This window comes from Streptomyces durmitorensis (assembly GCF_023498005.1).
Classification (GTDB): Bacteria; Actinomycetota; Actinomycetes; order Streptomycetales; family Streptomycetaceae; genus Streptomyces; species Streptomyces durmitorensis.
Window position 1 is genome coordinate 9,046,483 of sequence record NZ_CP097289.1, and the last position, 21,683, is coordinate 9,068,165.

The following is a 21,683-nucleotide window of genomic DNA, read 5'->3' on the forward strand; positions in this document are numbered from 1 at the left end:
CTGCGTGTACACCGAGTGCGTTACGGACGCGGCGGGGTAGATACTGGCGTGTTCAGTGAGGGTGTCCAGGAACGCGAGGGCGCGCGGGGTACTCAGACGGCGATCGTCTTGTGCTCGACGTACTCGGTTAGCCCGACAACGCCGTTCTCCCGGCCGATGCCGCTGTCCTTGTAGCCGCCGAAAGGGCCGTCGAAGACGGGCGGCGCCGCGTTGATCCTGACTCCGCCCGTCTGCAGCCGGCGGGCGATCTCCATGCCGTGCTCGACGTCGGTGGTCCAGACACCGCCGCCGAGCCCGTAGGGGGAGTCGTTGGCGATCCGTACGGCATCGTCCTCATCCTCGTAGGGGATGACGACCAGTACGGGTCCGAAGATCTCTTCCTGGGCGATGCGCATGCTGTTGTCGACGTCGGCGAAGAGGGTGGGCGTGACGTAGAAGCCGCCTTCGAGTCCTTCGGGGGTCTCGGGGCCACCGGTGACCAGGCGGGCGCCTTCGCTGATGCCGATCCGGATGTAGTCCTGGACCCGCTTCTGCTGGTCGGCACGGATCATCGGCCCGATGAACGTATCCGGGTCGGCGGGGTCCCCGACCCTCAGGCTCTCGGTCAGCACCTTGAGCGCGTCGACGATCTCGTCGTAGCGGCTGCGGGGCGCGAGGATGCGGGTGTGGGCCTGGCAGTTCTCGGAGTTGTTGGCGAAGGACGCAAACTTCAGCCCCTCGGTGACTGCTGCGAGGTCGGCGTCCTCAAGGATGATCGAGGCCGACTTTCCACCCAACTCCAGGCTGACACGCTTGAGTTGCTCCCCGGCGATCGAGGCGATGCGGCGCCCCGCGGCAGTGGAGCCGGTGAAGGAGATCTTGTTGATGCCGGGGTGGGCCACCAGGTGCTCGCTGGTCTCGCGGTCCGCGGGGATGATGCTGACAACCCCTTCGGGGAAGCCTGCGGCGGTGAAGGTCTCGCCCAGGCGCAGGATGCTCAGGGAGTTCTCGGGTGATGCCTTGAGCACGACGGTGCAGCCGGCGAGCAGCGCGGGGATCATCTTGACCAGGGCGGCGGAGTAGGGGGAGTTCCACGGAATGATCGCGGCGACCACCCCGATGGGCTCGCGGCGCACCACGGTCCCGGATGCTCCGGTCGGATCGAGGCGCTCCTCCCAGCCGAAGTCCTTTGCCGCCCGGAGGTAGGCGTCGGCCGCCTGATCGAGTGCGGGTGCGCCCCAGGTGGTGAACCACAGGGGTGCGCCGTTCTCCGCGCTGATAAGGGCGGCGGCTTCCTCGGCGCGTTCCGCGCGCAGTGTGTTGAAGCGGGCGACGATCTCTTGGCGGGCTTCCGGGGTCATCCGGGGCCAGGGCCCGTGGTCGAAGGCTTCGCGGGCGGCGAAAACTGCCTTGTCGATGTCGGCAGGGGCGCCCTGCGCGGCGTACCCGATCAGGCGCCGGTCGTGCGGTGAACGGATGTCGAGCAGGTCCGTGTTGGTGGGTGCGACCCACTGGCCGCCGATGTAGAGCTTGTCGTAGTTGATCATCTTCTTGCTCGCATTCCTGGTGGGGGCAGGTCAGGCGTCGGTCCACCGGCGGCCGTCGTCGACGGTGATCCGTTTGAAGTCGAGTCCGGGGAAGTGATCGATGCCGAGGGCCACTTCGGTGCCCGCGAACCGGGCGAGGAGTTTCTCCCGAGTCCGCAGCGCATGCTCAGGGTCGGCGTCCATGAGGAAGGAAATGCCGGTGTCGCCGAGCTGCAGCGGGTGGTGCACGGCGTCTCCCAGGAGGTACGCCTCCTGGCCGCCCGAGGCGATCCGCAGCGCGTAGTGGCCCGGCGTGTGCCCGGGAGCGTGGAGGGCGGTGACTCCGGGGGCGATCTCCATGATGGGCGCGTCGATGGCCCGCAGTACCCCGGCCGCCTTGGCGGCCTCCATCCCGAGACGGGCCGGGTCATCGGCGGGGGCCGGGGCGATCAGTGCGTCCCAGTCCGCGGCGCCGTAGACGATCTCCGCGTTCGGAAAGAACAGCTTTCCGCCCGGGGCGACCCAGCCGACATGGTCGCCGTGCAGGTGGGTGAGAAAGAGCGTGCCGATGTCTCCGGGAGCCACTCCTGTCGCGGCCAGGGCCGCGGGCAGGCGGCCGCCCTCCGCGATGAACTCGGGCGCCGCGTCCAGGCCGGCCGCGGCAGCGAGTTCCGCGGGGAAGGGGATGCTGTCCGGGCCGCTGCCGGCATCCACCAGGACGGTGAAGCCCTCGCCCTGGATCAGATAGCACCCTGCAGGGATGTGATAGGTCCCGTCGCCTTCCAGCAGTTCCGGATGGGCTTCGAAGTCCAGCCCCGGATAGAACATCGGTGGCATGTGACTCGCGCCGTCGCTCAGCGCGGTGATTCTGATGGTGCCGACCTCGATGGAGGTAGCCATGGTGTGGTCCTTGGGGAGAGGTGCTGGGAGGCGGAAGACGTCCCGGTCAGGCGGGGAAGTCGGCCGACTCGCTGAGCGCGCGCCAGGCGGCGTCGGATGAAGCGAGGTCCTGGGCCGCATCGGCGGCGATGGCCACGGCGTCGCTGCCGAGCAGCAGGTGCATCGGCGGCTCGTCGGCCTCGGTGGCGCGGATGACGGCCTGGGCGGCCCGTGCTGGATCGCCGCTCTGGGTGCCGTTGTGGCGGTCCAGGAACTCGACGACGGGTCCGATGACGGGCTTGTAGGGGTCGCTGATCGGCGGTGTGCTCATCGAGGATCCGGCCCAGTCGGTGCGCATGCCGCCTGGTTCGATGAGGGTGACCTTGATGCCGAACGGGGCGACTTCCTTGGCCAGGACTTCGGAGAAGCCCCCGACAGCCCACTTCGCGGCCTGATAGGCGCCCAGGCCGGGCGAGCCGATACGTCCGCCGATGGAGGAGATCTGGACGATGTGCCCTGCGCCGCGCTCGCGCATCGCGGGCAGTGCGGCCCTGGTCACGTTGACGACTCCGTAGAAGTTGGTGTCGATCTGGGCGCGGAAACCGTCCTCGGTGAGGTCCTCGATGGAGGCGACGTCCGCGTAGCCGGCGTTGTTGACCAGCACGTCCAGCCGGCCGAAGGTCTCCAGGCCCAGCGCGACGGCTCGGCGGGCGGCGCCGGGATCGGTGACATCGAGGGCCACCGTCCGGACCTGGCCGCTGTAGCGCTGGACGAGAGTGTCGAGCTGCTCTGGCCTGCGGGCTGTGGCAACCAACTGATCGCCTGAGGCCAGGACGGCCTCGGCGAGGGCCCGGCCCAGGCCGCGGGAACTTCCGGTGACGAACCAGACCTTGGACATCGGAGTTGCCTCTCTGTTGATGCCCCGGGGGAGGGGGCGGCAGCGGGCGCGGGGCCCGCTCGGAGCTGTGTGTGCACTCACGCATGCGCCAACAAACTAAACGTTCATTTAGATGCTACCACTCGAGGTAACTGAACGTTTATTTGTATTACTCTTGCGGTATGCCTGACACCCCACGAACCCCACGGACCCGAGACTCCGAGGCGGCCAAGGCCCGGCTGCTGCAAGCCGCCACCGACGAGTTCGCCGCTCATGGCATCTCTGGTGCCCGCATCGACCGGATCGGTGCTGCGGCCGAGGTCAACAAGGCGCAGATCTATACGTACTTCGGCAACAAGGACCAGCTCTTCGACATCGTCATGGACACCCATGTCGCGCGGATCCTCGACGAAGTGCCCTTCGCCCCCGAGGACCTTCCCGGCTACTCGGGTCGGCTGTTCGACTTCCTGATCGCCAACCCGCATCAGCTGCGGCTCGCGACCTGGAACCGGCTGGAGCGCACCGGCCGCGGCCCGGGCCCCGCCCAGCTCGCGGCGTCGATGGAGCAGAAGACGGAGAAGATCACGCGGGCGCAGGCCGACGGGCTCGTTCCCACGACGTTCACCGCCGAAGACCTGCTGACGTTTGTCCTGGCCCTCGCCAGTGCATGGACCCCTGCCAGCCCCGTGATCCCGGCCGCCTTGGAGGGCGCCGCACTGCGCGCCCACCGTGCGGCGGTCGTCGAAGCCGTACGGCGACTGGTCTCCGACTGACACGGGCGGCGGGACTGGTGATCAGCCCACGGCGGCGGCGATCACCAGGATGGTGGTGGCCACACGCTCCCACGGCGAGAGGCGGCGGCCGGCCGTTGAGCGGGACCAGGACGGTGAGCGTCACGAGGGAGATTGCCTTGGATCGGGCGATGGTCGTGAGGAAGGGGCCTGCCGGCATGAATGCGATGAGCACCAGGCGTACGGAGAGCCGCTAGGGGGTGGAGAGGTTTCGTGAACCAGGCCGTGGAGGCCCAGGCCCCCGAGACCGCGAGGAACAGGACCATCGTCTGCACGGCGCCGCTCCGGTCGAGATGTTCCAGGAGACACGAGGTCGAAGAAGAGCTTGCACCGGCCGGCAAACGTGCCGGTCAGTGCATCCGCAGAACGATCTTCCCTCGGGTGTGCCGCCCGGCGAGCGCTGTGTATGCCGCTCGGACCTGCTCGATGGGGTACGTGGCGCTGATGGGGACGGCGAGTTCGCCGGTGGCGATCAGTGCGGCGAGTTCGGCCAGGACATCCGAGGTGGCGGCGGACATGCCGCCGTCGCTCCTGGTGCCGAACTTCTGCGCGGCGAGGAAGTCGACGACCGTGTTGATCCGTACGGGCGCCACGCCCAGCTTGATGGCGAGTTCGACATAGCCGTTGCCGTACGCGTCGATGAACGCATCGATGCCGTCGGGCGCCGCATCACGAAGCCGCTCTTCGAGGTCGTCGCCGTAGGCGAGCGGTTCCGCGCCAAGGGAAGTGAGCCAGCCGTGGTTGGCCTTGCCCGCGATGGCGAGGACGCGCACGCCCTGACGGCGGAGCAGTTGGACGGTCAGGGAGCCCACGCCTCCGGCGGCTGCGCTGACCGCGACGCTCTCCCCGGGCTTGGCCTCGACGGCCCGCACTGCCGCGTAGGCGGTGGTGCCGGCCACGAACAGAGACCCCGCCACGTCCCACCCGACGGCTGCGGGCTTGGGTGTCACCTGGGTCGCGGGGACAGCGACGTAGTCCGCTTGCGCGGCGCGCTGGTTGGTGAACCCGATCACCTGTGCGCCGACCGGAGGGGTGCGCACGGCGCTGCCCACGGCGACGACATGGCCGGCGAAGTCGCTGCCCTGGCCGGAGGGGAAGGTGGCCGGCCAGATGGTGTGCGCGAGCCCCTCACGTACCGGGACCTCGCCTGGATTGATTCCCGCGCTGACCACTTCGACGACGACTTCGTCGGCCGCCGGATTGGGTGTGGCGACGTCGGTGACGTAGAGCGCGTCAACGCCTCCGTAGTGGTCGTAGCGGACAGCTCTGGGCATGCCGGGCTCCTTCGAGGTAGCCGGGGGTACGGCCTGCCCTGCGGGACGGCCGGTGCGGAATTGAGTGAGCCCCGCGGTCCCGGGGAGTAGGGCGCCGCCCGAGTGTCGAGGGCAGTGTGCTGGGCGGCGGTGGTTACTTGCCGATGGCGTCGAGTTCGGCGACCGCGTCGGCCGGTAGGTGCAGGTCGGCCGCGGCGACGTTCTCGCGCAGGTGGTCGACGGAGGAGGTACCGGGGATCAGGACGGTGGTGGCCGAGCGCTGGAGCAGCCAGGCCAACGCGACCTGCTGCGGCGAGGCGTCCAGCTGGGCGGCGACCCGGGTGAGGGTCTCGGACTGCAGGGGGCTGAAGCCGCCGAGGGGGAAGAACGATGCGAACGCGATGTTCTCCGCGGCGCAGCGGTCCACGAGGGCATCGTCGGTCCGGTTGGCGAGGTTGTAGAGGTTTTGCACGGTGACGACCGGGGCGATGGTCTGCGCCTCCGTGAGCTGGGCGTCGGATACGCCGCTGAGGCCGAGGTGGCGGATCAGACCCTGTTCGCGCAGCTCGGCCAGGGCACCGAACTGTTCGGCGATGGAGTCCTCTGAGGTGCCTTCGACGGAGCCGAGACGCAGGTTGACCACGTCCAGGATGTCCAGGCCCAGGTGTTGCACGTTCTCGTGAACCTGGGCCTTCAGGTCCGCGGGCTCCAGGGAAGGGATCCAGCCGCCGTCGTCGCTGCGGCGGGCGCCGACCTTGGTGACGATGCGCAGGTCCGCGCGGTAGGGGTGCAGGGCTTCCTTGATGGGTTCGTTGACGACGGCGGGGCCGTAGAAGTCGCTGGTGTCGATGTGCGTGATTCCGAGGTCGACCGCCTCGCGTAGCACGGCGAGCGCCTGGTCACGGTCCTTGGGCGGGCCGAAGACGCCGGGGCCTGTGAGTTGCATGGCTCCGTAGCCCATGCGGCTGATCGCGAGGTCTTCCGCCAGGGTGAGCGTTCCGCCGGGAGTGGTGGTGGTCATGTCGTGCCTTCCTTGTCTTCTCTGCCGAGCAGGTCATCCGGGGTTTCGTGACAACCTGCCGGTTCTGTCACTTTCCTCCGTGCGTGATGATCTCGGCAGTACCCCCGTGTTCCTAGGAGTGAAAAGACCAGCCACCTCCCACACAGCGGCTCTACCTTGGGTGTCATGGAGAACACCAACCCTCTGGGCGCGTTCCTACGGGCCAGGCGCGAGCTGGTCAGCCCCGAGGCCGTCGGGATCACCCCGCACGGACTGCGCCGGGTCAAGGGGCTGCGCCGGGAGGAAGTCGCCACACTCGCCGGCATCAGCTCCGACTACTACCTGCGCCTGGAACAAGGACGCGACCACAACCCCTCCGTCCAGGTCCTCGAAGCGCTGGCCGGTGTCCTCCAACTGGACGGCGACGCCACCGCCTACTTGCTGGGCCTGTCCGGCAGCCGCCCGCGCAAGACGGTCCGACCGGCGGCCGAGCGGGTGCCGGTCAGCATCAAATACATGCTGGCGCAGATGCCGATGCCCGCATTCGTGCACGGCCGGTACTTCGATGTGCTGGCCGCCAATCCGATGGCCCGCGCCCTGTCTCCGAACATGGCGCCCGGCGTCAACCGGCTGCGCGCGGCCTTCCTCGACCCCCGCGAACGGGAACTGCACCGCGACTGGGCACAGGCCACCGTCGGCGTGGTCGCCCAACTGCGGGCATCGGCCGGACCGGCCGGCGACGACCCGCGCCTGGCCGCGCTGGTCGGCGAACTCTCCCTCAAGAGTGACCGCTTCCGAAGCCTGTGGGCCCGCCATGATGTCCGCCGAAGGGAAACGGAAGTCAGCCGGATGCGGCACCCCAAGGTCGGAGACCTTGAGCTGTACCGCGAAAAGCTCACCATCAACGGCACCGACGGCCAACTCCTCGTCGTCTACCACGCAAAGCCCGGCTCCCCGTCCGCACAATCGCTGACGCGTCTGGGCTCGCCGGCCGCCACCGAGTGAGCACCCCGACGACGGAGGGCGCTGGACTACCGCATCAAGTGCCGCACCTCGTATGGGTGATGGCTGATCGTTTCTTCGCTGCGGGCAGGAATGACTTCCGTTTCACCGTGCAATGGCTGAAGGTGAGCGCCACCATCTGACGGGGCGCCTGCCAGAGAGGGTGCAGCGTATGCAGATCCAAAGGGCGGCACTCGCCGTCGTCATGAGTGCGGTGGCGCTCGGAACCACCGTCGGCACTGTCGCCGCAGCGGCCCCCGCATCCGTCGGCCTGAGGGCGAGCAGTTGCGGCGAGGCCGTCCGTAACACTCGGGCCGACCTGCAGCAGGCAGGCGCCCCGACCGGCGCGAGCGACTGGCAGAGCGTACGCAACGCCGCGCAGGACTTCCTCAACCAGCACCCCTGGAACAGCCCGGGTACCCAGGTTCTCCAGGCGGACGTCAACGACCTGAACCGGCTCTGCGCGTCGTGAGGCTCGTCCGGTGTGGCCCGACCATTCTTCTGTCCACCGCCCCGGACCGCCGCACGTGATCACCATCGACAGGATCACCATGTATCGCCTTCTCGCTTCCTTCGCCGTGTTCACCACGCTGCTGGTGGCGGCGGTGCCCGCGGTGGCCGCTGGCCCATGCGACCAGTTTCCGCAGGATTCATACGCGTACGCCGAGTGCGAAGCCCAGCACCAATGGTCCTCAGCGGGTGCGTAGGCACGCCGTCGCCCGCCGTACCCTGGGCTCCGAAGGTGCGGCGTCAGGAGCGGGCCTGGCAGGTCAGATTTCGTTGTTCCACATGCGGAACATGGTGCATCTGTCGTTCTCGTCGAACGTGACGGTCCACAGGTTGGCGAAGGTGCCCAGTTCTTTGTAGCGACCGGTTCCTTCGATGGCCGCGGTGTCGCCGTTGATGGTGAGGAGGGACCAGTCGAAGTCCCAGCCGCCCTCCTGCCATCCTGCACGGCCCTGCCAGCCTTCGACGATGGCGTCGCGGCCGATCCAGTCGGTCGCGTAGGGCCACTCGTGGTATTCGGCCTGCGGGGTGAACAGTGCGGCGATGTCCTTCTTGTTGCTGCTGGTCCAGGCCCGCAGATACCCCTCGACCCAGGCGCGCACCTGTTCTTCGGTCACCATGACAGCTGCCTTCCGTAACGGGGCGTGCCGCTCATCCTTGAGCGGTGGGGCGAATGACGAGTTCGTTGACGTCCACCTCGGCAGGCTGGGCGATGGCGTAGTGGACGGCCTCGCCGATCGCGGCGGCTGGGATGGCGATGTCCATCTGGCCCGAGACCGCGTCCTTGGTGTTCTGGTCGCCGATGGTGTCGGTCAGCTCGCTGCGCGTCAGGCCGGGACTGATCACGGTGACCCGCAGGTCCCTGCTCTCCTGGCGCAGGCCCTCCGACAGGGCACGGACGGCGTGCTTGGTGGCGCTGTAGACGGCGGCGGTCGGGTCGACCCGCAGCCCTGACACGGAGGCGATGTTCACGATGTGTCCGGCTCCCTGGGTGCGCATGATCGGCAGGACGGCGGCGATGCCGTGCAGGACTCCGCGCAGGTTGACGTCGATCATGCGGTCCCACTCGTCGGTCCGCAGCGCGTCAAGGCGGGACAGGGGCATCACTCCGGCGTTGTTGACCAGGACGTCGACGCGGCCGTACCGGTCGTGGGCGGCCTGGACGAAGGTCCGCATGCTGAGGGGGTCGGCCACGTCCAGGGTGTGGGGCAGGGCGCTGCCGGCACCGGCTTCGATGTCCTTGGCGAGGGCGTCCAGGCGCTCTGTGCGGCGGGCGCCCAGCACCACTTGATGGCCCGCTGCTGCCAGCCGTCGGGCGGTGGCCTCGCCGATGCCGCTGCTGGCCCCGGTGATCAGGACGATCTTCGGGGTGGCCGTGGGCGGGTACGTCATGCTCATCCCTTCGTCAGGCAGGCGGCCTCGTGGTTGGACCGTCCGGTTCCGCCAGCATGGGTCTGGTCTCGCGGATGGGGCAGGAGGTCTCTTCCTGGGTGCCGCACTCCTAGGTAGAGGCGGCGTAGCATTTTGGGTATGAGCGGCAATGAACTGGGCGAATTCCTACTGGCACGCCGTTCCCGAGTCAGCCCGCAGGATGCGGGACTTCCCCGCTCCATGGGTCGCCGGGTGAGCGGGCTGCGGCGCGAAGAGGTCGCGGTACTGGCAGGGGTCAGCGCTGACTACTACGCGCGCCTGGAGCAGGGCCGCGAACGGCACCCCTCCGGACAGGTCATCGACGCCCTCGCCCGGGCCCTGGGCCTGGACTCCGATGCCTGCTGGCACGCCTACCGCCTGGCCGGCCTCGTACCGCGCGACGAAGCCCCCGACCTCGACGGGGAGCGGGTGGCACCCGACCTGCAGCGGCTGATGGACACCTTTCCGGCAGCCGTCGCCTACGTGGTCAACCGCCGACTGGACGTCCTCGCGTCGAACGCGCCGGCCGCCGCGCTGCTCTCCCCGCTGGCCGACCCGCGCCACATGGTCCACTCGCTGTTCTGCGACCCTGCGGCGCGCACGCTGTTCGCAGACTGGGACAGCGTGGCGCGCGACACCGTCGCCGCGCTGCGGCTTGCGTACGGGCATGAGCGCCACGATGTGCGGATCACGGCCCTGGTCGATGAACTCCGCGCTGAGAGCGAGGAGTTCGCAAAGCTGTGGGGACACCAGGACGTCAACCGGCTGGGCAGCAGGACCAAGACCTTCCACCACCCCGTGGTGGGGACGCTGACCCTCTCGTACCAGACCTTCGAGGTGCAGGACGCGCCCGGTCAGAGCCTGCTGGTCGGCACCGCTGCACCCGGCAGCACGGACGCCGACCGCCTGGCCCTGCTCCGCGGTGCGCAGCTGCTGGACGACCGGCAGGCGTCCTCCGCCCTCCAGTAACGGGAACCATCGTTTTCGTTTAGGGTGGGCGACATGCCCCGCTTGAGTGAGGAGCGCCGGGAAGAACGGCGCCGCCACATCCTGGTCAGTGCCTGGAGCTGCTTCTCCCGCAATGGCTTCCACGCCTCGTCGATGGACGACGTCATCGCCGCGACCGGTATGTCCTCCAGTGCCGTCTACCGTTACTTCCGCAGCAAGGACGAGCTCATCGACGCCGCCGCGGAGGAGGCTTTGACGCTGGTGCGCGATGTGTTCGGGCGGCTGTTGGAGCGCCGTCCCACGCCGTCGCCGTCGCAGGTCCTCGAGGCGATGGTGGCCGAGGCTCGTGAGCGGGGCGAAGGGAAGCCGTACGACCTGACCCGCATCGCGATCCAGGCATGGGGTGAGGCGCTGCGCAGTCCCGAACTGGAACGGCGTACCCGGACGTTCTATCTGGCGATGCGTGACAGTCTTGCGGAATTGGCGCGGCGCTGGCGCGATGAGGGGCGGGTGCCGCCGACTGCGGACCCGGAGCAGGTCGCGGCGGTATTGATGACCCTCATGCCGGGGCTGCTGGTCGGCCGTCATCTGGTGGCGCCGGTCAGTGCGGAGCAGTTGATCGGCGGTCTTTCGTCCCTGGCGTCGGCCTTCGACGAAGTGCCGTCGTCGTGAGGCGCTTCACCGGGTTTTCACCCCGTCATTGTCGCCGGGGAGACGGGCCCCGGTGTCTCCGTCCGGCGAGGTGCTGCCAGGCCGGGCCCCGGCGATGCTCGTTGTGCGAGGACTCACGATCAACGGGGACATCGCAGCCGTTGAGGGAACCGCACGGAGCCTGGCGCCTTCGCCAACCTGTGCACTGTGCTTTCGACAGACACGGGGAGTACACGGTGATGGGGAGGTGGAAGAGCAAGGTCTGACATCCCGGCTGTGATGACCTGTCCTGGGGCCACCAGGCACGCCTTGAAAGGACCGTCTGTGATCACTCTGCTCACCGTCATCCGCAAGAAACCCGAGGTCTCCACCGAGGACTTCCGCCACTTCATGAAATACGAATACGGACCGACCTATGAGGCGCTCCCGCAGACCCTTGCCTACGTCCAGTACCACCTCACCGACCTCGCCTCCGACGGTGCGGAGGACCCGATCGACGCCATCGTGCAGATTAGCTTCGAGTCGCAGGAAGCCATGGCCGAGGCACTCTCGACCGACGCGTACAAGAAGGCCCACGAACTGCGCGAGCAGTACATGCGTGAGACTTCCGTCGGTATCCACTCGGCACGCGTCGACGAGACCATCACCTTCGTGTGAAACCAGACAGCACTCGGCGGTCCGCTGCCTGGAACCTCGGGCAGACGCCGGTCACCTGCTCGGTCGCGCTCAGCGCGCCGTAACTGCTTGTCTGCGTGCTCCGACCTCTCGTTGGCCCCGAGCCGAACGCCACCGGAGGGGGACCCCGACCGGGCCACCGGTCAGGCAAGGCTTCGCCGGTGATCGCTACCGGCTGCGGTCTTGGTCCGTGGTGTGGTCGCCGGGCTGGGCGGCCGGGTCGGCGGACCACTGGAGGAGGAAGCGCAGTGCTTCCTGGGAAGGGGAGCCCGGTGGGGGCGTGTAGGCGACGAGTTGCTGGTCGGGCTGTGTGTCGACGGAGAACTGCTGGACGTCGAGGGTCACGGTGCCGATGACCGGGTGGCGGTAGGTCTTGGTGAGCTGCCTGGGCCCGCGGACCTGGTGGCTTCCCCACCAGGTGCGGAAGTCCGGGTCTCGGACGGTGAGTTCGCCGACCAGGTCAGTCAGGGCTCGGTCGTTGGGGTTGCGTCCGGCTTCCATCCGCAGGACCGCGACGCATTCGCGGGCGGCGCGAGGCCAGTCCGCGTACAGGGCCCGGTAGGCGTCGTCGAGGAAGGTCAGCCGGATCAGGTTGCGCTCGTGGGCAGGCAGCGCGGCGAAGTCGGTCAGCAGAGCCGCCGCACCTCGGTTCCAGGCCAGCACGTCCATGCGGCGGTTGAGGACCATCGCGGGGATGTCGTGCATGCCGTCGAGCAACTGCTGCAGTTGCGGGTCGATCTTGCGCCGGGCGGGCTGTCGGGCGGGAGCGGCCTGGGGGACGTCGGCGACGGCGAACAGGTACGCGCGTTCGTCCGGGGCGAGCTGCAGTGCGTCGGCGAGGGCGTCGAGGACAGGACGGGAGACCCGGCGGGTCCGGCCCTGTTCCAGCCGGACGACGTAGTCGATGCTCACGTGGGCGAGCTGGGCCAGTTCCTCGCGGCGCAGGCCCGCTACCCGGCGCAGGCGGCCATCGTCGGGCAGGCCGACCTGGTGCGGGTCGAGGGCGGCTCGGCGGGCGCGCAGGAAGTCGCCCAGGTCATTGCCGCCCGGAGGATCGCCGGCGTTTTCCATGGCTCCCAGTGTCCTCGGGGTGGCAGCCGCGTGCCTGGTACTGATCTGCATAGGCAGGTCCCGCCCTGGAACCTCGGACAGGGCGGCGCGATGGTGGTGAAGGTGGCCGGCGCACTCGACGCGGTCACCGGAAACCCGCCCCCTGAGGGCGAGCCCGCCCTTTGTGTGACCGGAGAGCAGCACCATGAAGACGGACGTCACTTCACCAGCGCCGACCTGAACCTCGTCGGCCACCTCTACACCCCCGACGGCGAAGCTGACGGCCCCCGCCCCGCAATCGTGGTGGGGCATCCCGGCAGCGGTGTGAAGGAACAGGCCGCCGGCCTGTACGCGCGGCGCCTGGCCGGGCACGGCTTCGTCACCCTCGCGTTCGACGCCGCCTACCAGGGCGAGAGCGAGGGAACCCCGCGTGGCCTGGAGGACCCGGCCCAGCGGGTGGAGGACGTCAAGTCCGCCGTCTCGTTCCTGACCACCCGCGACGATGTGGACCCCGACCGCATCGGGGTACTGGGCATCTGCGCCTCCGGCGGATACGTGCTTCCCGCCGCCGCTACCGACCACCGTATCCAGGCCGTGGGCACCGTCAGTGCCGTCGACATCGCCCGCCAGTTCCGCCTGGGCGCCGATGGCGCGCAGGACCCCGCCGTCATCCAGGGCATGCTTGACGCCGCCGCGGCTGCGCGTACCGCCGAAGCCCGCGGCGAGGGTATGCAGAGCTTCCCGCTCTTCCCCGACACTGCCGAGCAGGCCCGCGCCCTGGGCGGCCGGCACGGCTTCGAGGGCTTCGAGTACTACCGCACCGAGCGCGCCCAATATCCGCGCTCGGCGAAGTTCCTCACCTGGTCCAGCGTCGACCGCCTGGCCTTCTTCGACGCCTTCGGATTCGTCGACCTGATCGCGCCCCGTCCGCTGCTGATGATCGTCGGCAGCGAAGCGGTGACGTCCTGGATGGCCGTCGAGGCGTTCCAGCACGCCCGCGGCCCGAAGGAGCTGCACTGGATCGACGGAGCCAGCCACGTCGACCTCTACGACAAGGAGCGGTACGTCGGCCCCGCGGTCGCAAAGCTCGCCGACTTCTTCAAGGCCCACCTGGCCGAGGCCGAGTAGACCGGCTGCCCTGCGCACCGAAACTCCTACGCAGCGGAGGAGGCAACGTCCTGGAGGAGGTTTGCATTGCCGGTGTGGTGGACGGGCTGGAGGCGTACCCCGGCCAGCTTCCAGCCGGCTCCGGTGCGCCTGAGGTCGTGCTCTCCTCGCGCATAGAGAACCCATGTGCTGACGGCCGGATCTCCGCTGAGGTGCCGACCCATGCGTCCGAGCCGACGCCCAGCGTGTCGAGCGCGGCGGCCAGGCGCCGCACGACTGCGCAGAGCTGCGCGATCGTCGTGTCCGTCTCGCCGGTGGCGTCCGCTGTGACCGCGCTCTTGTGGCAGAAGTACTGCTCGGGGCGGTTTCGCCGGACCGCACCGCTGCCTGCCCCTCGCTGCGTTCGATCACCGCGCGCACCGCCAACGCGCCCACGTAGACGCCCCGTTCGGCGACTTCACCGTGGAGAGCGTGGAGGTAGTTGCGGGTGGCGGCCATCACCGGGACGGGGCCGGACAGACCCGCTGCCGGGCGCACCACCGACGAGCCGTAGCCGAAGAGGATGGCGCCGTCGCCGCGCTCCAGCATCCCGGGCAGCACGGTGTGCACGACTTCGACGGGAGTGAGCAGATACAGGTCCGTCCGCTCCCGCAGCGCCGCGGCGTCGAGGGTGGCCGCGGGCACGAGGGTGGTGGGGCTGAACGGCGCGTACACCAGGCGTCGATCGAGCCGAACCGTTCTTCGATCTCCGCGACCAGCGCCGGTACAGCGTGGTGTCCCACAGGTCGGCGCGGAACGCGGCAGCCTCGATGCCCTCGTCGCCCGCCGCCGCGACGAGCCTGTCCAGCGGGTCACGGCGGCGGGCGACGAGAGCCACCCGGTATCCCTCGCGGCCGAAGCGCCGGCCGACGGCGACCCCCACCGCTGTTCTGGCTCAACTCCCAGCTCACCCGCCGAACCAGCGGCACCGCTCCGGATGCCTGGAGGCGCCAGATCGCCTTCTGGCTCGACGGCCAGCGCGCCGCCTCCGAAGGGGCACTGCCAGCCGGGCCGGAGAGCGTGAGTGCGGCGCTGCCTGCACTGCTCGGCGGCAACGCCCGCTGAGGCAGAGGGATTTCATAGCGAGCGGCTTGAGGAGGGTCTGGGCGGGGTCAGGTCTCGGCGATTGGGACGAGTGGTTCCGTGTGTGGGGGAGGGGAGATCAGATCGGCGGCGTCGGTGCGGAAGGCGGCCATGTGGGGCGTCTCGCCGTGGGCGTCGAGGGCGCTGTGGCCGGTCCACTCCTCGTAGACGACGAAGGTGTCCGGTTCCAGTGCGCTGCGGTGGATCCGGTAGGCGAGGCACCCGGGTTCGCGGCGGGTGGCCGACGCCAGGGATCGCAGCCGGTCCTGCAGTGCTTCTCCGCGGCCGGGTACGGCCGAGACCCTGGCCATCAGGTGGACGGACCGACCCGAGGCAGCGGCGCCCGTACTGGATGATCCGCGGTGCGGGGCGGGGCCGGTGCTGAGCCAGGGCGAGTCGTACTCGACGCGGGCGGCATCCAGGCCGTGGGGCGTGTTGGTGTAGAGCCGCAGGCGTTGTCCGTCGGGGTCGGGGACGACCAGGAGCCAGCCCACCAGGGCGACGACAGGCGGCGAGTGGGGGATGTCGAGGGTGTCCAGGTGGGCGATCCACTCGTCCAGGGCCGCCCGGTCGTCAACGGCCAGGGTGAGGAAGTCGTACCCCCGCAGCGCCGTGGCGGTGGCCGGGTCGAGCCGTAGTTCGAGGCGGGTGCCCAGGCCCGGGACGTCGAGGATGACGGCGAAAAGGGTGCCATCTGGGCGGCGGTGGTCCAGCTCGGTCAGGCGGCGGGCGCCCAGCACGGTGACGTACCACTGAGCGCTGCGTTCCAGGTCGGTGACGGGCAGCTTGACGTGGTGAATGCCCAACGGGGCGGGCAGCGTGGCGGGTTGGGTGCTGGTCATGGTCACTCCCGGGCCTGTGCGGCGAACGGCGCGGTGCGCTCGACGGCGGTTCCGCGACGCCACAGTCCGACGATGTCCCGCAGCGCGGTGATGTCGCGAGTGGGATCGCCCTCCACGAGGAGCAGGTCGGCCCGAAGACCAGGGGCGATGCGCCCTCGGTCGGATAGCGCGAACGCGTCGGCGGGCGCCGCGGTAGCGGCGGTCAGGGCCTGGGCCGGAGTCAGCCCCGCGGCGACGAGCAGGGCGAGTTCGCCGTGAAAGCTGATGCCATGGGTGGTGGGATGACCATGACCACCCGTGCCGTCGGTGCCCGCGAGCAGCGGCACACCGAGGCGGAACATCCGCACGGCGGCATCGGCGGCGTGCCGGGGATCGACCCCGACCGGTCCGACGCGCTGGCCCGGGTCGGTAGTGCGGTTCTCCTCCAGGTCCGCCAGCCACTGCGGGTCCGCGTACGGGCGTAGTCGCGGGTCGTCGGCGAGTGCGTACTCGGCCGGCACGGGCGTCATCCCGGTGAGCGCGGTCAGGGTGGGCACGACGAACACGCCGTTGCTCGCGGCCGCTTCGACCAGGGCCTGGTCGCTGGGACCGTCGGCGGGAGAGTGGGCCAGGCCGTCGATGCCGCAGTCGATCGCCTGGCGTGCCGCGGTGCGGGTCAGAGTGTGGGCCACGGTTCGCAGCCCCTGCTCGTGCGCGGCGTTGACGAGGGCGCTGACCGTCTCCGTGGACATCAGGGGCAGCGGCTTGCCGATGGCGGTGCCGTCCTCGATGAAGATCTTCAGATGGTCCGCGCCTTCGGAGACGCGGGCCGCGACGAAGGCGTCCGCCTCGCCCGGCCCGGCCACCGTCGGGAACGGTGCGATCATGCCAAGTTCGACCAGCTGACCGGGATGGCCGCCCGGGGCGGTGGCTCCGGTGGTGGCGACGCGTACATCGGCCAGGTCGTCCCGCTCATCGGCCGCGGCGCGCATGCGCCGGGCGGTCTCAGCAGCGCCGCCCATGTCGAGTTCGGTCGTGACCCCGAAGAGCAACGCCTGGCGCAGCTGCGCAGTGTCGGTGGTATGGGTGTGGGCGTCGATCAGGCCGGGCAGCAGGGTGCGCCCTGTGCCGTCGAGGACCGTGGCCCCGGCGGGTGCGTCCAGGTGTGGGCCGAGGGCGGTGATCGTCGGGCCGTCGATGAGTACGTCCTGCGCCGGCGCCAGTCGGTCGCCGTCGAAGACGGCGACGCGGCGGATGAGAGTGGGGGAATCGGTGTGAGAGGACATGTCCGTGTCTCCTTGAACGAGCTGTTCTGCAGGCGGACTTACTGCGCGAGGGGCAGATACTCGCCGATGCGGTCGATGACCTTGGCCGGGGAATCGGGGACTCCTGCGGCGGCCAGGTAGCCGTCGGGGCGTACGAGGAGCGTGGTCGGAAGGTCCGGAACGTACCGGACGGCCAACACGCCGTGGCCACTCGCCGTGATGCCACGCCGTGGTGTGCCGGGCAGAGCCAGGGTCCAATGCAGGCCGTCCGGCGGGACTGCCACCGGTGAGACGCGTGTGCCGGGGCGTGGGACGCCGAGGTCGGGTTCGCTGGTGTAGGCGACGTCGAGCTGGGCGAGCGTGGCGGCCAGCCAGTCAGTGATGCCCTCGGTGGCGGCAGCCGCCACCAGCAGCGCGTTGCGGCGGCGGCCCGCCGCCGGGTCTGCCAGGGCCGCGATCCGGGAGAACTGACCGGTCAGGGCGACGAGTTGGGCCGCGACCGGCTGCCGCTCCCGGTGGTAGGTGTCCAGCAGTGCCTCGGGGGCGATACCGGTCAGGACGGCGTGCAGCTTCCACGCCAGGTTCCCGGCGTCCTGAATGCCGGTGTTCATGCCCTGCGCCCCTGCCGGGCTGTGCGTGTGGGCGGCGTCCCCGGCCAGAAACACCGGACCGGAACGGAACTGCTCGGCCACGCGCTCCTGCGTGCGGTAGGTCGAAGCCGTCACAACCCGGTCCACACTCCCGGTCCCGCCGACGGGGCCGCGCCTGGCGAGCAGGTGTTCGACCGCCTTGGCGTCGGGTGGCGGCGAGCCGGAGGATACCGGTGCGACCAGGCGGTACAGATCCCCCGCGAGCGGGGACACGAGCAGCAGGCCGGCCCCCGACAGGAAGAACGTGGCACCCTCGGACACCGCCGCCCGCGCGCCAGGCTTCAGGTATACGTCGGCGAGCGCGAACAGCTGCTCCGGCGCCTGACCTGGGAAGCCGATGCCGACGGCGTCGCGCACCTGACTGTGCACACCGTCGCATCCCACCAGATATCGCGTAGTCACCGCACGCAGCACCCCGTCCGGCCCGGCAACCGTCACGGTCACCCCGGGAAAATCCACTGCGAAGCCGACCAGCCGGTGCTCGCGATGCACGGTGCCGCCCAACTCTGCGAGCTGGCGGACCAGATGCTCCTCAGTCGTCTGCTGGGAGGCCAGCAACATGTAAGGGTGCGGTGTATCAAGCCGGTCGTAGCAGGCACGCAGAAGCGTCCGATCACGGTCATGCAGACAAAACCCGCGCGCCTTGTGCCCGTCCTTGACCAGGCCCGTACCCACACCGATCCGGTCCAGGTACTCCAGCGCGCGTGGCTGCACGGCAGCAGCTTTCGAACCCGGCTGGATCCCGGCGTTGCGGTCGATCAGAACATGATCCACGCCCAGTCGGCGCAGGCCGGCCGCCAGCGTCAGACCCGTGGGGCCCGCCCCGGAGATCAGGACGTCCGTCCGGCACGGAAGTGCAGTGATGGCTGGCGACTTCGGCATGACGCGCTCCTCACCGTCGGCGCGGTGGCCTTGGGGAAGCGTGGGCCGACCTGCCGGTAAACGAAAACGCACGTTTGCGTTTCACGTTGAACGTAGCATCGGCAGCCCCATAGCGCAAACGATCGTTTCCTTTTGTTGTGGGAGTGAAGGGCGGGCCGGGGCATGCGATCACGCGCTGTCGGGCGTGATGATCCGACGCGCGGCCGGCAGGCCAGGCATGAGCCGTTGCTGCCGCAGCCGCCAACTCGGGGCCGTGACCGGCGCTTCCGCAACACGCCTTGGCGTGGTCGGTCCGGGGGTGTCGGTGGCGGACGCGCGGTGGCCGCGGATCGAGCCGCCGACGGCACATGGGGACGGGGCTTCACCGCGCAACACCGTCGAACAGTGCGTCAACCACCTCAAGCAGCGCCACTCCATCGCTGCCCGCTAAGAGGAGACGGCCACGATCTGCTTGGCCGGACTGCGCGTTGCAGGCATCTTCCTCTCGTCCGACGCGTGAACCGAACGAGAGCGCCTAGCGCAGCAGCCCGACGGCGAGGGCCATACCCTCGAACAGCACCAGCTGATATGCGCAGTTGATCAGGGTGAGCCGAGCCGGCTTCTGCTCGAAGGCGTTGTGCTGCGCGAGAGTGGACAGCGAAAAGCCGAGCCAGGTCACGAGTCCGACGGCCAGATCCAGCCAGAGCGAGCTGCTCTCGAAGAAGGTCGATGCGATGGAGCATGCGACGGCAAGCGCCAGTGCGGTGACGACGATCGATGCGACCAGGACCGCGAACGGTCTCTTGCCGCCTCGCGCGGAGTCTTCCTTGGTGACTCCGGTCAGCTTCCGCCAGACGGTGCCGAAGAGGCCCCAGTCGCTGTACCAGACCATGGCGATCGCCATGCCGGTCACGATCGCGGCGGCGACGGCCGGCCAGCTGATGCTCAGCCCCACGGAGATCTCCTCTGCTCGACGCCCCAGCACGCAGTTGATTCCGCGGCGACAGGAGCGTCCTTCGCGCGGTGCTTTGCCCTGGCCGTGCGCATGTCGCGCTGGGACTCCCTCTACAGCGGGAGACAGGTAGCCGGGGTGTCGGTGGTCACGCCATTGGCTCGGTACATGCCCGTGGGGCGTCAGTCAACGGCACAGCTGGACCAACGACCGGCCGGTCCAAACGAAACCCCTGGGGCGTGTTGTGAAAGTGCCAGTCACGGCCACTTGTTGACGGCTACGACCAGTAAGGCTGCTTTCTAAAGGGCGGTGCGCCTGTCCGGATCGGGGGTCCGGGCTCTCTTCGTCGCCAATGCTCGGACCAATCGGCGATTCGCCTCTTGTGCGGACCTTCCCCAGCCCCACTCGGTTTTGTGGAGCCGAAGGGAAACGACACCGTGCCATGCCGACCACAGCAGGAGTGCGGAGGCGAAGGCTGCATCCGGGTCGACGAGCCGCGAGAGTTCGACGATGCGTGCCTGGAGTCGGGGGCCGTGTACGGCTCTGGTCTCCGGCAGTGCGTCATTGCTCTCGAACGGGAGTTGGTATGCGCCCGGGTGGTCGGTGCCCCAGGCGATGTAGGCGTTACTGGCGGCGACCAGTTGATTGTCGGGTTTGCCCCGTGGCGTCGAGGGTCGACTCGACCGCTTCGACCAGTGAGGTGTATTCGGCGTCGAGTACTGCCGAGCGCAGGTCAGCCTCGGCCGTAGCTTCGACCGCACGGGGCCGTGTAGCGTCCAGGTCAGCAGTCGTGGTTCCGAAGTACCGCCCGTGGACGCTAGTTCACGGGCAGCTTGCTGTTCAGCGTCTCTGAGGACCAGGACGACCACCTCCGCCTCCCGCAAGGTGTGGGAGGCGACTTCGAGTCCCCTTGGAGGACACATGGCCAGCGGTACCGTCAAGTGGTTCAACGCGGAAAAGGGCTTCGGCTTCATCGAGCAGGACGGCGGCGGCCCGGACGTCTTCGCCCACTACTCGAACATCAACGCCTCCGGCTTCCGTGAGCTCCAGGAAGGCCAGAAGGTGAACTTCGACATCACCCAGGGCCAGAAGGGCCCGCAGGCGGAGAACATCACCCCCGCCTGAGCTGCCCAACTCCGTGACGCCCGCCTCGGTCTACCGAGGCGGGCGTCACGGAGTTGGGGCCCGATGCGATCTGCCGGCGCACGCAGATCAGCTGCACCCCGGGATAGTCCTGATTTCCGTCTATCCCTGGTCCGAGCCCTGAGATGTCGGCTGGGGTTACGTCCACGGGGACAGGGTCAGCCAGCGTGCTTGAGGATGGTGGACGGCCGGGAGGCTCCTGCCCTCATCTGTTCGCGCATACCGGAAGGGAGTCTCCGGCGTCAGACCCTCCTTTACGCGTTGGAGACCGTCGAATTGAGAAGCGCGCAGGTTCGCAGTTTCCCGGCGTCGAACAAGCGGGAACCCGCCGCAGTATGTCCACTGAGGTGGGAATCCGACGCGAGTTGCGGTCCGGTCCGTCCGCCGAGGGGTGGATATTCGTCTTCAGCCCGTCCCGGGCCCACGGCCGGGGCCCCTCTTTGCGGGCCCCGGCCGCGTGCTGGTGGGCATGCACGATCGTGGAGTGGACCGCGACAACCCAGTCGAGGCCGCCACCAATGATCGGAAAGGTACGCCTAGCTGGGGTACCAGAACCTTTCGACGCCCGCGTCGGCCAGTGTGGTGTTGGCGTAAGCCTTCATGCTGGGCTTGGTCCAGCCACCGAAGGGGGTGAAGTCGTCGAAGCTCTGTGTGCCGTCATAGTTCGCGTACCAGAGAGGGAATTCGCTGCCGTCGGTGTAGCTCCCGACGATCGGCACCCACTGTGATTCGGAGGTGTAGATGCCGACGTCGACGCCCTTTTCCTTCATCGCCTGGAACCAGTCGGCGAGGAAGGCAGCGTTAGCTGAGGTGCTGTTGCCCCAGTAGGTGCCGGGGCCTTCGACGTCCAGCCACACCTTGCCGTACTTGACGTTTTTGTCCTTCAAGTATGTGACGAGGGTGTTCGCCTGCCCGGCAGCGTTGCCGCAGGAGAAGCAGGGGAACTGGTACACGTCGACGCGCGACATCCCGGCGGCCCATGCGTTGGCCACAGTGGACGCCGCGTTGGGGTCTACGCGGCCAGCGGACTGGTAGCCCCTCGCGATCACGAAGTCGACGCCTTGTGACTGCATGGCGGCAAAGGATGCGGCAGACACCAGGGTCGACACGCTGACGCCTTCGGTGGATCCCATGAATTCTCCCATTCCTCCTGGGCGCATACCCCTCAGACGAGGAGCGGCACTTTGCCGACGCCGTACAGTTCGATGCTCTCG

At 68.9% G+C, this 21,683-nt stretch carries 23 protein-coding genes; 9 read left to right on the forward strand and 14 right to left on the reverse strand.

Features of this window, described 5'->3' with window-relative positions; all coding sequences use genetic code 11:
- Positions 1 to 92: 92 nt before the first annotated feature.
- From M4V62_RS40005 to M4V62_RS40015, 3 genes are read right to left on the reverse strand one after another with little or no spacing between them, the layout of a single operon-like run.
- Positions 93 to 1,526, reverse strand: a complete 1,434-nt coding sequence (locus M4V62_RS40005) for an aldehyde dehydrogenase (RefSeq protein WP_249592092.1) — start codon at positions 1,524 to 1,526, stop codon at positions 93 to 95.
- A gap of 30 nt (positions 1,527 to 1,556) precedes the next feature.
- Entirely contained in the window at positions 1,557 to 2,405 is an 849-nt protein-coding gene (locus M4V62_RS40010) for an MBL fold metallo-hydrolase (protein ID WP_249592093.1), read from the reverse strand.
- Between the two features lie 46 nt (positions 2,406 to 2,451).
- On the reverse strand, positions 2,452 to 3,282 hold the full coding sequence (locus tag M4V62_RS40015; protein ID WP_249592094.1) for an oxidoreductase: 831 nt from the start codon (positions 3,280 to 3,282) through the stop codon (positions 2,452 to 2,454).
- Between the two features lie 161 nt (positions 3,283 to 3,443).
- On the opposite strand from M4V62_RS40015, the gene M4V62_RS40020 reads away from it, so the two are divergent.
- On the forward strand, positions 3,444 to 4,034 hold the full coding sequence (locus tag M4V62_RS40020) for a TetR/AcrR family transcriptional regulator (RefSeq protein WP_249592095.1): 591 nt from the start codon (positions 3,444 to 3,446) through the stop codon (positions 4,032 to 4,034).
- 368 nt (positions 4,035 to 4,402) lie between these two features.
- Here M4V62_RS40020 and M4V62_RS40025 read toward each other — a convergent pair whose 3' ends face one another.
- The gene (locus tag M4V62_RS40025) at positions 4,403 to 5,326 is read right to left on the reverse strand and encodes an NADP-dependent oxidoreductase (RefSeq protein ID WP_249592096.1); all 924 of its coding nucleotides are present in this window, start codon (positions 5,324 to 5,326) and stop codon (positions 4,403 to 4,405) included.
- Positions 5,327 to 5,459: 133 nt separating this feature from the next.
- Positions 5,460 to 6,326: an oxidoreductase gene (locus M4V62_RS40030; RefSeq protein ID WP_249592097.1), complete on the reverse strand. Its 867-nt coding sequence runs from the start codon at positions 6,324 to 6,326 to the stop codon at positions 5,460 to 5,462.
- 165 nt (positions 6,327 to 6,491) lie between these two features.
- Between M4V62_RS40030 and M4V62_RS40035 the strand changes: the two genes are divergently transcribed.
- The 3 genes from M4V62_RS40035 (at position 6,492) to M4V62_RS40045 (ending at position 8,014) form a co-directional block, all read left to right on the forward strand.
- Positions 6,492 to 7,310 (forward strand): helix-turn-helix domain-containing protein, encoded by an 819-nt coding sequence (locus M4V62_RS40035; RefSeq protein ID WP_249592098.1) that lies wholly within the window; start codon positions 6,492 to 6,494, stop codon positions 7,308 to 7,310.
- A 169-nt stretch (positions 7,311 to 7,479) separates the two neighbouring features.
- Positions 7,480 to 7,779, forward strand: coding sequence for a hypothetical protein (locus M4V62_RS40040; RefSeq protein ID WP_249592099.1), 300 nt, complete (start codon positions 7,480 to 7,482; stop codon positions 7,777 to 7,779).
- 55 nt (positions 7,780 to 7,834) lie between these two features.
- Positions 7,835 to 8,014: a hypothetical protein gene (locus tag M4V62_RS40045; protein ID WP_249592100.1), complete on the forward strand. Its 180-nt coding sequence runs from the start codon at positions 7,835 to 7,837 to the stop codon at positions 8,012 to 8,014.
- Between the two features lie 63 nt (positions 8,015 to 8,077).
- On the opposite strand, the gene M4V62_RS40050 is transcribed toward M4V62_RS40045, so the two are convergent.
- Together M4V62_RS40050 and M4V62_RS40055 are read right to left on the reverse strand one after the other, a co-directional pair.
- Positions 8,078 to 8,434 carry a nuclear transport factor 2 family protein gene (locus M4V62_RS40050; protein WP_249592101.1) on the reverse strand — a complete coding sequence of 119 codons (357 nt, stop codon included), beginning with the start codon at positions 8,432 to 8,434 and terminating at the stop codon, positions 8,078 to 8,080.
- A 31-nt stretch (positions 8,435 to 8,465) separates the two neighbouring features.
- Positions 8,466 to 9,206 (reverse strand): SDR family oxidoreductase, encoded by a 741-nt coding sequence (locus tag M4V62_RS40055; protein WP_249592102.1) that lies wholly within the window; start codon positions 9,204 to 9,206, stop codon positions 8,466 to 8,468.
- 138 nt (positions 9,207 to 9,344) lie between these two features.
- Between M4V62_RS40055 and M4V62_RS40060 the strand changes: the two genes are divergently transcribed.
- The 3 genes from M4V62_RS40060 (at position 9,345) to M4V62_RS40070 (ending at position 11,480) form a co-directional block, all read left to right on the forward strand.
- Positions 9,345 to 10,193 carry a helix-turn-helix domain-containing protein gene (locus M4V62_RS40060; protein WP_249592103.1) on the forward strand — a complete coding sequence of 283 codons (849 nt, stop codon included), beginning with the start codon at positions 9,345 to 9,347 and terminating at the stop codon, positions 10,191 to 10,193.
- Positions 10,194 to 10,226: 33 nt separating this feature from the next.
- Positions 10,227 to 10,844 carry a TetR/AcrR family transcriptional regulator gene (locus M4V62_RS40065; protein WP_249592104.1) on the forward strand — a complete coding sequence of 206 codons (618 nt, stop codon included), beginning with the start codon at positions 10,227 to 10,229 and terminating at the stop codon, positions 10,842 to 10,844.
- Between the two features lie 303 nt (positions 10,845 to 11,147).
- Entirely contained in the window at positions 11,148 to 11,480 is a 333-nt protein-coding gene (locus tag M4V62_RS40070) for an EthD domain-containing protein (protein WP_249592105.1), read from the forward strand.
- Between the two features lie 186 nt (positions 11,481 to 11,666).
- Here M4V62_RS40070 and M4V62_RS40075 read toward each other — a convergent pair whose 3' ends face one another.
- Positions 11,667 to 12,569, reverse strand: a complete 903-nt coding sequence (locus M4V62_RS40075) for a helix-turn-helix transcriptional regulator (protein ID WP_249592106.1) — start codon at positions 12,567 to 12,569, stop codon at positions 11,667 to 11,669.
- Positions 12,570 to 12,599: 30 nt separating this feature from the next.
- Here M4V62_RS40075 and M4V62_RS40080 point away from each other — a divergent pair, with 30 nt between their 5' ends.
- A complete protein-coding gene (locus M4V62_RS40080) occupies positions 12,600 to 13,676 on the forward strand; it encodes an alpha/beta hydrolase (RefSeq protein WP_249592107.1) in 1,077 nt (358 codons plus the stop codon).
- Positions 13,677 to 14,806: 1,130 nt separating this feature from the next.
- Here M4V62_RS40080 and M4V62_RS40085 read toward each other — a convergent pair.
- The 5 genes from M4V62_RS40085 to M4V62_RS44005 all read right to left on the reverse strand — a co-directional run bounded on the left by M4V62_RS40085 (position 14,807) and on the right by M4V62_RS44005 (position 20,300).
- Positions 14,807 to 15,619 carry an antibiotic biosynthesis monooxygenase gene (locus tag M4V62_RS40085; RefSeq protein WP_249592108.1) on the reverse strand — a complete coding sequence of 271 codons (813 nt, stop codon included), beginning with the start codon at positions 15,617 to 15,619 and terminating at the stop codon, positions 14,807 to 14,809.
- A gap of 2 nt (positions 15,620 to 15,621) precedes the next feature.
- On the reverse strand, positions 15,622 to 16,884 hold the full coding sequence (locus tag M4V62_RS40090; RefSeq protein ID WP_249592109.1) for an amidohydrolase family protein: 1,263 nt from the start codon (positions 16,882 to 16,884) through the stop codon (positions 15,622 to 15,624).
- 38 nt (positions 16,885 to 16,922) lie between these two features.
- Positions 16,923 to 18,395, reverse strand: coding sequence for an FAD-dependent monooxygenase (locus M4V62_RS40095; protein WP_249592110.1), 1,473 nt, complete (start codon positions 18,393 to 18,395; stop codon positions 16,923 to 16,925).
- A gap of 514 nt (positions 18,396 to 18,909) precedes the next feature.
- Positions 18,910 to 19,329: a DUF1761 domain-containing protein gene (locus M4V62_RS40100; protein ID WP_249592111.1), complete on the reverse strand. Its 420-nt coding sequence runs from the start codon at positions 19,327 to 19,329 to the stop codon at positions 18,910 to 18,912.
- Between the two features lie 296 nt (positions 19,330 to 19,625).
- The gene (locus M4V62_RS44005) at positions 19,626 to 20,300 is read right to left on the reverse strand and encodes a TetR-like C-terminal domain-containing protein (protein WP_430626887.1); all 675 of its coding nucleotides are present in this window, start codon (positions 20,298 to 20,300) and stop codon (positions 19,626 to 19,628) included.
- Between M4V62_RS44005 and M4V62_RS40105 the strand changes: the two genes are divergently transcribed.
- Positions 20,248 to 20,451, forward strand: a complete 204-nt coding sequence (locus M4V62_RS40105) for a cold-shock protein (RefSeq protein WP_098750155.1) — start codon at positions 20,248 to 20,250, stop codon at positions 20,449 to 20,451. The genes M4V62_RS44005 and M4V62_RS40105 overlap by 53 nt on opposite strands.
- 554 nt (positions 20,452 to 21,005) lie before the next feature.
- Here the strand turns inward: M4V62_RS40105 and M4V62_RS40115 are convergent.
- The gene (locus M4V62_RS40115; RefSeq protein ID WP_249592112.1) at positions 21,006 to 21,602 is read right to left on the reverse strand and encodes a glycoside hydrolase family 25 protein; all 597 of its coding nucleotides are present in this window, start codon (positions 21,600 to 21,602) and stop codon (positions 21,006 to 21,008) included.
- Positions 21,603 to 21,683: the final 81 nt, after the last annotated feature.